Raw genomic sequence first — 13,255 nt, 5'->3', positions numbered from 1 at the left:
CTAAGTAGATACCAAATTTTTTGCAACATCAAGTGCAGCATAGGTAAATATTGCACTTGCACCTGCACGTTTAAAACCAATTAAGGACTCATAAATCACTCTGTTATAATCCAACCAGCCATTATTTGCTGCAGCTTTTATCATTGCGTATTCACCGCTTACTTGGTAAGCAAAAATCGGAAAATTGAACTTGTCACTTGCTGTTTTTATTATATCTAAGTATGGCATACCCGGCTTTATCATAATAAAATCTGCACCTTCATTTATATCCATTTCAATTTCGCAGATTGCTTCGCGTGCATTTCGATAATCCATTTGATAACCACTTTTGTCGATGAAATTTGATGATGCGCACGAACCGACAACTTGCCTGAATGGCGCATAGAAGCTAGAACAGTACTTTACTGCATAGGACAATATTGACACATTCTGAAAGTTATTATCATCCAATGTTTTTCTTATTTTTCCTATCCTGCCATCCATCATATCAGAAGGAGCAACTATATCGCATCCTGCTTTTGCTAAAACAAGCGCTTGCTTACACAATATTGACACAGTTTCATCATTTTCCACATCCATCTTGCCGTCTTTTAAAATGCCATCATGACCGTGAGTAGTGTATGGATCTAGTGCAATGTCTGCAATAATGCCAATATCAAGTACCTTCGATTTTACAGCATGAATTGCTTTGCAGATTAAATTATCAGGATTATATGCTTCCTCAGCTTTTTCAGATTTTAGTTTACTATCAACTACAGGAAAAATTGCAACAGCATTAATCCCCGAGTCCTTAGCTTTCTGAACTATAGAAATTAATCCATCTATTGAATAACATTTGATATCAGGTAAGCCAGAAATTGGCTCAATTGTTTCTTCTCCGTCATGAACAAATAAGGGAAAAATCAAATCATTTACTGATAAAGTGATTTCACTTGTTAAATTGCGAATCCACTTGCCTGAGCGCCTGCGTCTTAATCTTATGTTTGGAAAGTTAAACATTGGACCCAGGCAAGTTCCCAGTAAAAAGCAACACTCCTGAAATGAGTATTACCCAAAGCACTGATATCGGTAGAAACACTTTCCAACCAAGACGCATTAGTTGGTCATATCTGTAACGGGGTATTGTTGCCCTGATCCAAATAAATATGAACAATAATAAAACTATCTTCAAAACGAACCAAATCAAACCTGGAATTTTATATAGTAAACTAAGCTCTAGTGGAGGATACCACCCTCCTAGAAAGAATATTGTCATCACAGCGCTTGCTAAAATCATATTTGCATACTCTCCTAGAAAAAAGAGAGCAAAAGGCATTGATGAATATTCGACGTTATACCCAGAGACAAGCTCTGCTTCAGCTTCTGGTAAGTCAAATGGGTGACGGTTAGTTTCTGCAAGCAAAGAAATAAAAAATATTATTCCTATAGGCATCATCAGCAAATCAATCCAAAATGGCATATTATGTTTCGCTACCACCATCTCTGCAAGATTCAACGTACCAGTTGTAATAACAACTGTAGCAACTATTAGACCTATTGAAACTTCATATGAAATCATTTGAGCAGCTGACCTTATAGCGCCAAGAAATGCATAATTAGAATTACTAGACCAGCCTGCAATAATAATGCCATATATTCCCAAAGAGGATATAGCTAGCACATAAAGCACTCCAACATTAATATTTGCTATTACCTTAGGGATTATTACCTGCTGTCCATTTTCTGTAATTATTTCAGCTCCAAATGGTATAACTGCCCAGGAAATTAATGCTAAAATAAAGGTGAGCATTGGAGCCATAATAAACAGTATGGTGTTTGCTCTAAATGGTATTATCGGCTCTTTAATTATCAATTTGATAGCATCTGCAAATGGCTGTAGTAGCCCAAATGGCCCTACTACACTTGGACCATGCCTTAGTTGAATTGCACCAATAACTTTACGCTCAAAGTACACTAAATATGCTACTGAAAGCAAAAGTGGAATAAGAAGAAAAAGAATATCAAATATCAAGTACATGCAACCCTAAATCAAAAAAATAGTTCATAATTGTGGCAATAAAAAATACAGCAAATGCTCTAGACACACAAGACAATGTCCCTATTGAAATCAATAGGACAACACTTTTCTGTACAGCATTTAGCTTAATAGAATAGTAAAATGATATGCATATGAATGACACTAGTGACATCATAATTAAGATCATTGTGAGAGGCAAATAATTCCCTCTTCCCTCGGTAACTATAATAAATGTTATTGCCATCCATACATATCCTTCCGTAAATAGTGCAATAATATCATTGATAAAATCAACTAGCTTATAAACGAACTGTTTTTCTAATGTATTTTGTTCTTTACACAAAAATATAGAGTTTAATTTTCGTTGAAAATATACCAGAGTTATTAGTAATAATGGTGTTAGAATAAATAAAATATTAAGTAGAGTGTTCATAAAAATCCTTAGTACAATCTGCCATTATTTTTGAAGCGCGACTTATTGAGTCTGTCATATAAAAATTACACTTTTTTAGAGTGAAAGAGATATTACTTAATTTTATTTCATCACAGGTAATTGGTACCCATTTGTTTTTCACCACTTGGTCAGCATCTCTAAACTGTGGACCAATAGTGTATAATTTCTTCCTCACATCAAATAAATTATCATATAGTAAGGAAAGGCCCAAATATTGGGATAAATTTTTTATAATCAACCAATCTTCCTTTGCTTCACCAGGAGGAAAAACAGCTAAATTTGTTCTCTGTACTCGCCCTTCAGTATTTACATAAGTTGCATATTTTTCTGTGTATGCAGCTCCAGGTAGAATGACATCTGCTATATGCGCTCCCCTATCACCATGGTGGCCTTGATAAATTACAAATGTACTTTCTAACTTTGATATATCAATTTCATCTGCGCCAAGAAGATAAACTACTTCTATCTCACCACTTTCTGCCTGTTTTAGCATCTGATTAATGTCTTTTCCACCTTTGCTAGGAACGAATCCAATATCGAGTCCACCAACCCTTGCTGCAGCCTTATGCAGTACGTTAAAGCCATTCCAGTCATCTCTGATCATGTTAAATTTTTCTGCAATTTTGCCAGCTAGAGCTAAAACTGATTCAGAATCATCTCTTATTAATGCATCTTGACCGATAATTAGCATAGGGTTCTGAGCCGCACTCAGTAACTCGCAGAATTTGTGATTTCCCTCTTCTATTTCTTTTAGAACGTTTGGACCATCACCTAATCTTTCAACATTATATAGATATTCAAGATTAGGACCAATATTTGCAATAGTGAAATTACCTTGTAAATATCTCTTTCTCAATCTTGCGTTAATTATTGGTGCTTCTATTCTTGGATTTGTATTTATAAGCAGACATAAATCTGCATTTTCTATACCCTCAATAGTGGTGTTGAATACATATGACCCACGATTATTTGGTATAAGCTTTGCTCCATCTTGCCTACAGTCTATATTCCCCGAGCCGAGCTTCTGCATCACTTCTTTGAGTAGAAGCATAGACTCACAATCTGCTAAATCACCTGCAATTGCAGCTATTTTATTTGATTTTGTATTTTTTAATTTCTTTGCAGCAACAGTTAGTGCTTCATTCCAATCAACTGGGGCTAATTTACCATCTTTTTTTACATAAGGTTGATCAAGACGCTGAACTTTTAGTCCATCATAGGCAAAACGGGTTTTATCTGATATCCATTCTTCATTTACCTCTTCGCTCAGCCTTGGTAATATTCGCATAACTTCCAGGCCACGATAATCAACTCTAATGCTACTTCCCACAGCATCTAGCACATCTATAGTCTCACAATGTGATAGCTCCCATGGACGCGCTGTAAAGGAGTAAGGCTTTGAAGTTAAAGCCCCTACCGGGCAGAGATCTATAATATTCCCAGATAATTCAGAGCTAATATGCCTTTTTATGTAAGTACTAATCTCTATATTTTCTCCCCTGCCAATTCCTCCAAGTTCATTTGTACCTGCAACATCGGACAAAAATCTAACACATCGAGTACAATGAATGCATCTATTCATTGCAGTTCCAATCAGTGGACCAAAATGTTTTTTTGGCACAGCTCTTTTATGCTCATCAAGTCTGCTTATTCCTTTCCCATAAGCCATTGTTATATCTTGCAAATCGCACTCACCACCTTGATCACAAATTGGACAATCAAGTGGATGATTAATTAGTAAAAATTCGAGCACTCCTTCACGCGCCTTTTTTACCTTGGGAGTATCCGTGTGAATAACCATACCCTCTGCAACTGGCATTGCACAAGAAGCTACTGGTTTTGGAGGGCCACCCTCAACTTCAACCAAACACATTCTGCAGTTACCAGCAATTGCTAAACGCTCATGATAACAAAACCGCGGAACTTCAACGCCCACAACTTCACAAGCTTGAATTATAGTGAGCCCATGCTCTACTTCACATTCCTTAGAATTAATAGTAACTTTAACCACAACTACTATACAGCTTCCCACTTTATAGGATTGCCGCTTACCTCATCTTCAACTAGATTGCCGTTATCGTATTGAGCAGACATATAGTTCATACGTGAATCACGGTCTATATATCTAACCGGCTTTACCGGTTTATCCTTATACATTTTTTGTTCTGCTTTCTTACGCTGAGTAGGGTTATTTTTACTAGCTGTTTTCGCTTTTCCGCCTGCTGCCATATAAACTCCTAAAAACTTCCTATTTTATTCTAACACTTAAGTATATACCGTCAATACCCAATAGCTTTAAAGTTTTAATAGTCCATCATTACAATCATCATTTGAACAAAATACTTTCTCTTGATGCTGCTCAAGTGTGTAACTTTAGAATCCCCAAAAAAGAAAATGTAAGTTACTTTGATGATATCATTTTCTACGTCTTATAAATAGACATTCATGTAGCCGTAAATTAAGCTATAAACTCAATACAAAGATCCTTAATTATTAATCTCATAGTACTTCTCAACCAACTTATTTAGCAACCTTACACCGAAACCTACTGCCCCTCTTGGAGAAATATCAGTGCCTTTTTCGTGCCAAGCAGTGCCTGCAATGTCTAAATGTGCCCAACAAGTGTCGTTTACAAAACGCTGTAGAAACTGTGTAGCCATTATACTATCTCCACCAGAACCTGCAGGAGCTATATTTTGCACATCAGCAATCGGCGAATCAATAATTTTGTTATAAGTTTCATTCATAGGAAAACGCCATAATTTCTCATTTACTTCATTTCCTACATCAATCAGATGATTCGCTAATTCATCGTTATTTGAAAAAAGACCAGCATATTCATTATTTCCCAGTGCAACCACTATAGCACCAGTTAAAGTTGCAAGGTCGATCATAAATTTCGGTGCAAATCTATCTTGTGTATACCATAAAGCATCTGCAAGTATGAGCCTTCCTTCTGCATCAGTGTTCAACACTTCTATCGTCTGTCCAGACATCGAAGTTACTACATCACTTGGTCTTTGAGCATTACCGTCCACTGCATTTTCTGCAAGTGCAACTACACCAACTGCATTTACCTTTGCTTTTCGTCCAGCTAGAGTACGCATCACCCCAACCACAGTAGCAGAACCCGCCATGTCATATTTCATTGACTCCATGCCACGCGAAGGCTTGAGTGACACTCCACCAGTATCAAACGTTATGCCTTTACCCACAAAAGCTACAGGCTTTTGTTCCTTGAAAGCTCCATTCCATTTGATCACTACTAATTTTGGCTCTTTACTACTTCCCTGTGCTACCCCAAGCAATGCTCCCATTTTTTTCTCTTCCATCTGCTTCTTACCAAGCACTTCGATTTCAAGGCCAAGCTTAGTAAGCTCGGTTTTTATATAATCAGCATAGGATTCTGGATATAAAACATTAGGTGGTTCAATGGTAAGAGTACGTGCAAGAAATATGCCTTCACCTTCTTGTCTTAAACGCTCAAATGATTTTTCAGCACTACTGAATTGCTCATCTTTCGTTAGCACTGTGATCTCCTCTACTTCTGTAACTTTTTCATCCTTTTTGGTTTTATACTTATCAAATTTAAAACTGCGCAAAAATGCACCGTATGCAACATTTGCTGCATTGCCTTCGATTGAGATTGCCGCTCGCTTGATTCTTAATCTGCTTAGCTCACAATATATTTTACCACCAATATTTAATCCTTTGCTTTCATCCCATTCATCTCTCATTCCAAGACCAGCAACTATAATATTTTTTCCCTCTGATGAAGTAACGGAGAAAAATTCACCAAAACCTCCATTAAAATCACTAAATTTCTTGATGTTATCTATAGCTTGCTTATCTTGTAGAACATTAGTTATGAGCTTATCACCCTCAAAAAAACCTACCACTAGCGTCTCAAAATCGGGTAAAGCTTTAGAAATTGTTATCTTCATCGTTGACATCTCCGTTGCAAATAATTGTAAGCTGCACATAAAGCATAGTAAAAACATTAGTAAGATATTTTTCATATACATTTTAAGTACAATAGCGCTTAAGACTACTATGAACTCCGCTGATATGCAAGGGCTTTATCTTTTATCAGAAAATTTGTTATGCCCACCTAGGGTTATATTAAATGTGTAGGTCTTCATAGCCTGATTGTTATAAGTAAATGGTGCTATCAGAAGGCTTGCAAGTCCACTCTCAATAAGATTACCAAGAAGAAGATCATCACAGTTATCGCAATTATGATCAGCAAAAAACATTTGTGTTGTGAATTCTGGAAAATCTGGATGTTGGACCAAAAAGTTGATGTGTGGAGCCCTATCACCAATTTTACCTGGTACTATTGTAATAAAATTATAATAGCCAAGGTTATTTACTACAAATCTTCCTGATCCAGCAAAATTTGGATCAAGCTCCACATTTTCATCATAATAGCTCATGCCAAGTGAGTCTGCGTGCCATATAGAAACCACAGCATTTTGTATCGGTAAGCAATTTACATCAGTAACTCTACCCACTACATTTATTAATTCTCCTGATGCATTATTTGGAGAGCCAGGTTTTCTTCTTAAATTATTTGAAGAGTTAAAGCTTTTTGGCCTTGTTTCAAGATCATAAATCCCTGGAGTTTCAATACAATTAAGCAAAATAGGATCAGCTGCAAATAATGACAAATCGAATATAAATTGTACTAAAAACGCTAATAAGATATTTTTTACATTCATTTTGTTTATAGTGCTTTTATCAGAATTATAGCAACCTTTTTCTTTTATTAAAGACAAGACTTTCTTTGAAGCCTCCTTAGAATCACAACTATCCTTTCAATGTATGAGTTTTAGGTTTTAGTACTGCATACACAACTGCACGGACTTCCAATTTAGAAATTGCAAATCAATCCAAACACGCAAGTTTAATGTTACCGCCACATGCTGTAGTGTTGACACTTACAACCTTTTCTATAGAAAAACGTTGCAGATAATTAGGACCACCAGCTTTTGGTCCGGTACCTGACAGTCCTCTACCGCCAAATGGTTGTGTTCCAACTGCTGCACCTATTTGATTGCGATTGATGTATACATTTCCAACTGATATTTTCTTGCTTATTAAAGCGATCTGACTTTGTACACGGCTTTGCAAAGAAAACGTAAGTCCATATCCTGTATTGTTTATATCACTTATAACTTCATTTAACTGCGACTTATTAAAACGTATGATATGTAAAATAGGCCCAAACACTTCTTGCTTTAATTGCGAAATTTTTTGTATCTCATAAATGTACGGAGGAAAGAAATAACCATTATAAGAATTTGTATCCATTGGTACCTTGAACAAAAGGTTTGAATCTTCATCCCTTGATATTTTTTCCGTATGTTTAGTGAGCATATCAATAGATGCTTTGTCAATTATTGGACCAATATCTGTGCTCAGTTGTATTGGGTCACCTATCTTTAGTTCTTGAGCTGCATTGCATATCATTTTTACCTGTTTTTCTGCTATATCTTCTTGAATAAATAGCACTCTGAGAGCAGAACAACGTTGACCGCCACTGCGAAATGCAGAAATTAAAACATCCTTAGTTACCTGCTCTAAAAGAGCAGAACTATCAACAATCATAGCATTTAATCCACCAGTCTCAGCGATAAGTGGCACAATAGGACCATCTCTACTAGCAAGCATTCGATTAATTATTTGAGCAGTTTGTGTTGAACCAGTAAAAGCTACACCGGAAATTCTATTATCTGGTACTAATGTTTTACCTAAATACCAACCATCCCCTGGAATAAGGTGTAGCACATTTTTTGGTATTCCAGCTTCGTGTAGTATCTTAACGGCTTCATAGGCAATAATCGGCGTTTGCTCTGCCGGTTTTGCCAGCACTGCATTACCTGCTGCAAGTGCAGCTGAAACCTGTCCAATGAAGATAGCGAGTGGAAAATTCCACGGTGATATGCATAAGAAAACTCCTCTGCCTTCAAAAAAGATGAAGTTATCTTCACCTGTTGGACCTGACAATTTTTTCCAGTCATTCAGTTCATTTTTTGCTATCATTGCATAATAGCGCAAAAAGTCGATTGCCTCTCTTACTTCTGCTATTGCATCGGATAAAATTTTTCCTGCTTCTACAATCAGAATATAAATTAACTCTTTCATCCTTTCCTCAAGCAAATCTGCAGCTTTTTCAAGGCATTTAGCGCGCTCTTCTGCTGAAACATTCTGCCACTTAGTAAAAGCACTATGTGCTATTTCAAGAGCATTTAAAGCATGAGCACTTGTTGCACTTGACACTTCCCCAATTACATTTTCCAAATGTGCAGGATTCACTACTTCGGTAAATTCCGCACTGTCAAGAAACGACTCTCCATCAATTATTGGGCCAACTTGCCATTTCTTTTCACTAAATTCCCTTATATCATTTGCAAATTGTGAAACTGCAATTGAATCGCTAATATCCATTCCCAAGGAGTTTTTTCTTTCCTCTCCAAAAATATCTCGTGGCAACGGAATGCTTGGATGAGGCTCATATTCTAAGCTTTTTACTTTTTCTAATGGATCTGAGACTAATTCTTCAATTTTAACGTCAGAATCATTTACTTGATTGACAAACGAGCTATTAGCTCCATTTTCAAGAAGACGCCTAATAAGGTATAGCAATAAATCACTATGTTTACCAACTGGTGCATATATACGACAATTGATGCTTGTTGCAAGTTCTGAAATTGCATAATCATACAAACTTTTACCCATTCCATGTAAGCGCTGAAACTCAAACCCAGGATGATTTTTATCGGCAAGCTCTATTATAGTAGCAAAAGTATAAGCATTATGAGTTCCAAAACATGGATAAAAGTGATTCTCTTTGCTTAAAAGTTTCTGCGCACAGGCAAGGTAGCATACATCTGTGTGGCTTTTTCTAGTAAACACCGGATAACCAATTAACCCTAATTCTTGTGTGCGCTTGATTTCCGAGTCCCAATATGCTCCTTTCACAAGTCTCACCATAACCTTATGCTTTGATCGAATGGCAACATCTTCAACAAAATCAAGAACAGACAAAGCACGTTTTTGATACGCTTGCACAGCTAGACCAAGCCCTTCCCACTCAGAAAGTGACTCATCAAGACGCAACTGTTCAAATAACACGAGCGACATCTCAAGCCTTTCTGATTCTTCTGCATCTATACAAAGTGAAATGTTATATTTCTTCGCTTCATGACACAGTTCCAGCAACTTAGCTCTCAGCTCTTCAGCTATATTACCAAATTGGCTAAATTCATAACGTGAGTGCAGTGAAGACAATTTTATTGAAACCCCTTGAGATTTAAAGCAATCATTTATGTCAGCAGATTCACCTATGGCTTTTATTGCATGCATGTATAAATTAAAATACTCTTCCGCATCCTCAACTGTGCAAGCAGATTCACCAAGCATATCAAAAGAGCATAAATACTTACTGTAGTCATCTGATTTCACACTTTCCAATGCTTTTTCTATAGTTTCTCCAACAATAAAATGCTTGCCAAGAATGGATATTGCTTGTTTCACCGCTTTGCGGATTATTGGCTCTCCTAAATTTTTCAATAACCTGGAAATTATGTGATAGAATTTTGAATCCTCTTCATTGTTTCTCAATATACTGCTTCCTATAATTAAACTCCATGTAGAAGCATTAACAAACAATGAAGAGGAACGCCCCAGGTGTTTATTCCATTCTTGGTTGGCAATTTTATCTTTGATCAATTCATCTATTGTGTAATCGTCTGGTATTCTAAGTAATGATTCAGCAAGACACATTAGCGCTACTCCTTCTTCGTTAGAAAGTGAGTACTGTTGTATAAAAGAATCTATAATGCCTAATTTACTACCTCTAATCTTTTCGACAATTTGTTTTGCAATATTGTAAATTATGTTTTTTGAATCAGCCGAAAGTTCTGATTTTTCTACAAGATAGCGTATGTGACTTTTTTCATCAGCACGATAAAATGCCTGCAATCGTTTTCGTAATGCGTTAGGTTCTTGTATAGAACTGATCATAATTATCTACAAAACACCCTTTACCATATATAAGATAAGATTATATCATAACTTTACATCGAATAAATTACTATTTAAATAAAGAGCCAGAATCGATTCAAAAAACCTAGTTGATGACTGTGATAGCTCAAAAGGACTGCGCAAGTATATAGCTCAACACTCCACCACTAATCAAGTACTTAACCTCAGTTGCAGTTTGTACACAGCACTTGAGTTGAATGGATTGCTCTGAATCATCCTTTCTTTTAATGATACATTCTAGATTTCCATTTGGTACTACTTCACCTTTTATGCTCACTATCTCACTACCATCAAATATCTTTCTCGTTACTCCATCCTGAAATGCAAGTGGAAGAACACCCATACCGACCAAATTGGACCTATGTATGCGTTCAAAACTTTCTGCAATCACAGCTTTAATTCCCAGCAATGCAGTACCCTTTGCTGCCCAATCCCTACTTGAACCCGTACCATATTCTTTTCCTGCAATGACAACTAATGGAACAGCTTCTCTTTTATATTGCATTGCTGCATCAAAAATTGACATAGTTTCTTGAGAAGGAATATGTTTTGTATAGCCACCCTCAGCGCTCACCATTTTATTTCTTATTCTGATATTAGCAAAGGTTCCACGCATCATTACGTTGTGGTTACCGCGGCGAGATCCATATGAATTGAAATCTTGCGGTTCAACTCCAAGACCTTTTAAATATATGCCTGCAGGACTATTTGAGGCAATATTTCCAGCAGGGGAAATGTGGTCGGTAGTGACGCTATCGCCAAACATCGCTAGTATTTGCGCATTCTTTATATCAACTATGTTGCTTTTATTGTTCTTAGTCGATAAATTATCAAAATAGGGAGGGTTTTGTATATAAGTGCTTTTCGCGTCCCAATCATAGATTTCACCTTTCTCACACTTTATCTTTTGCCAATGCTCATCACCAGAAAAAACATCCTTATACTTTTGTATGAACATTTCACGCGTCACAACACTTTTAACACAGCTCTCAACTTCATTATTTGTTGGCCATATATCTTTGAGATAGACATCATTTCCATTCTTATCTTTGCATATTGAATCTTTTGTCAAATCAATTTGCACAGTGCCTGCAAGTGCATATGCAACAATAAGTGGCGGAGATGCCAAGTAATTAGCTTTGACTAACGGATGAATTCTTCCTTCAAAGTTACGATTGCCAGACAAAACTGCAGCAACAGTTAAGTTTTTGTTTTTTATATCATCCTCTATATCCTTATTAAGTGGACCAGAATTTCCAATGCAAGTTGTGCAGCCATATCCAACTAGATTAAAACCCAAAGCATTTAGATCTACCTGCAATCCAGACTTTTCTAAATATTCTGTCACAACTTGTGACCCTGGAGCAAGAGAAGTTTTAACCCAAGGCTTTGATTTTAATCCAAGTTTAATTGCATTACGAGCTACAAGACCTGCAGCAATCATCACACTTGGATTTGAGGTGTTAGTGCAGCTTGTTATTGCTGCAATCACTACGCTGCCACTCTGGAGCTGATCGCCGTAGATAGGTTCCAACGGAGGTCTGTTTGTCTCATTAATAGGAAAAGATGTAGAAAAAGATTCCGCTACTTCTGAAAGGAAAATCTTATCCTGTGGTCTTTTAGGACCAGCCATCACTGGCTTTACGCTTGATAAATCAAGCTCTAGTGTGTCAAAAAATGCTAACTCATTACTGCTACGCCACAATCCCTGCTCTTTTGAATAGACTTCAACTAATTTGATCAGCTCTTCTGGTCGCCCTGTTAAATGTAAATAATCGAGTGTTTTCTGATCAATTGGAAAAAACCCACAAGTTGCACCATACTCTGGAGCCATGTTAGCTATGGTTGCTCTATCTGCCAAAGATAAATAATCTAAACCATCACCATAAAATTCTACAAATTTGCCAACAACGCCTTTTGTTCTCAGGATATTAGTAATCGTTAGCACTAGATCAGTTGCTGTTACTCCCTCTGAAAGTCTTCCTATTAATTTAAATCCTACTACTTCTGGAATTACCATACTAATTGGTTGACCAAGCATCACAGACTCAGCTTCTATTCCACCAACACCCCAACCAAGAACCGATAAACCATTTACCATAGTAGTGTGACTATCTGTACCGACTAAGGTATCTGGATATAGAACTCCGCTATCGTTACATACAACTTGCGCTAAATATTCAAGATTCACTTGGTGGCAAATTCCAGTACCTGGTGGCACTACTCTAAAATTTGTGAAGGATGACTCTCCCCATTTTAAGAATTGATACCTCTCCAAATTTCTTTTTACTTCCAGTGCAACGTTTTTACCAAATGCAGAAGTGCTTCCGTAACTATCTACTTGAACAGAGTGATCGATCACAAGATCAACAGGTACAGATGGATTTATTTTGCTGGGGTTACCTCCGTTTTTCTTCACATAATTACGCATTGAAGCTAAGTCAACGACAGCAGGAACTCCTGTGAAATCCTGCATCAAAACCCTTGCTGGCTTGTAGCTAATTTCGTGATTAATGTGTTTCTTGACGCAATTTGCTAATATCTTTATGTCATCTAATTTAACGCTTACTCCATCTTCGTTGCGCAATAAATTTTCAAGCAATACCTTGAGTGAACAAGGCAATTTTGTTAAATTTACTCCTAAAAATTTACCAGCGTTACTTAGGTTAAAGTAGTTATATAACCTTCCATCAATATTTAAAGTCGTCTTTGCATTTAAAGAATTGTTCATCCTG

General features: G+C 36.7%; 9 protein-coding genes. All 9 read right to left on the bottom strand.

All coding sequences use genetic code 11. From position 1 onward, the window contains the following. The 9 genes from hemB to acnA all read right to left on the bottom strand — a co-directional run bounded on the left by hemB (position 1) and on the right by acnA (position 13,251). Positions 1-999 carry a porphobilinogen synthase gene (hemB, locus tag ABWU35_RS03015; RefSeq protein WP_007302474.1) on the bottom strand — a complete coding sequence of 333 codons (999 nt, stop codon included), beginning with the start codon at positions 997-999 and terminating at the stop codon, positions 1-3. Beyond that, on the bottom strand, positions 992-2,017 hold the full coding sequence (gene nuoH, locus ABWU35_RS03010; protein WP_007302473.1) for an NADH-quinone oxidoreductase subunit NuoH: 1,026 nt from the start codon (positions 2,015-2,017) through the stop codon (positions 992-994). The genes hemB and nuoH overlap by 8 nt, the downstream gene beginning before the upstream one ends. Next, positions 2,001-2,450 (bottom strand): hypothetical protein, encoded by a 450-nt coding sequence (locus tag ABWU35_RS03005; RefSeq protein ID WP_012481992.1) that lies wholly within the window; start codon positions 2,448-2,450, stop codon positions 2,001-2,003. Before ABWU35_RS03005 ends, nuoH begins: the two co-directional genes overlap by 17 nt. After that, on the bottom strand, positions 2,434-4,482 hold the full coding sequence (nuoG, locus tag ABWU35_RS03000) for an NADH-quinone oxidoreductase subunit NuoG (RefSeq protein ID WP_007302472.1): 2,049 nt from the start codon (positions 4,480-4,482) through the stop codon (positions 2,434-2,436). The genes ABWU35_RS03005 and nuoG overlap by 17 nt, the downstream gene beginning before the upstream one ends. Positions 4,483-4,487: 5 nt before the next feature. Then, a complete protein-coding gene (locus tag ABWU35_RS02995; RefSeq protein ID WP_006279675.1) occupies positions 4,488-4,700 on the bottom strand; it encodes a hypothetical protein in 213 nt (70 codons plus the stop codon). Between the two features lie 257 nt (positions 4,701-4,957). Next, complete coding sequence (locus tag ABWU35_RS02990) at positions 4,958-6,415, bottom strand: leucyl aminopeptidase (RefSeq protein WP_353276082.1); 1,458 nt, start codon at positions 6,413-6,415, stop codon at positions 4,958-4,960. 135 nt (positions 6,416-6,550) lie between these two features. Continuing rightward, positions 6,551-7,192, bottom strand: a complete 642-nt coding sequence (locus ABWU35_RS02985) for a protocatechuate 3,4-dioxygenase (protein ID WP_012481990.1) — start codon at positions 7,190-7,192, stop codon at positions 6,551-6,553. 166 nt (positions 7,193-7,358) lie between these two features. Beyond that, the gene (putA, locus tag ABWU35_RS02980) at positions 7,359-10,499 is read right to left on the bottom strand and encodes a bifunctional proline dehydrogenase/L-glutamate gamma-semialdehyde dehydrogenase PutA (RefSeq protein ID WP_353276080.1); all 3,141 of its coding nucleotides are present in this window, start codon (positions 10,497-10,499) and stop codon (positions 7,359-7,361) included. Positions 10,500-10,626: 127 nt separating this feature from the next. Next, a complete protein-coding gene (gene acnA, locus ABWU35_RS02975) occupies positions 10,627-13,251 on the bottom strand; it encodes an aconitate hydratase AcnA (protein ID WP_264685510.1) in 2,625 nt (874 codons plus the stop codon). Positions 13,252-13,255: the final 4 nt, after the last annotated feature.

Origin of the sequence: Wolbachia endosymbiont (group B) of Xylocampa areola (assembly GCF_964028205.1) — a bacterium.
Taxonomy (GTDB): domain Bacteria; phylum Pseudomonadota; class Alphaproteobacteria; order Rickettsiales; family Anaplasmataceae; genus Wolbachia.
Note: the sequence above shows the minus strand (reverse complement) of the source record. Positions and strands in the feature narration are given on the sequence as shown.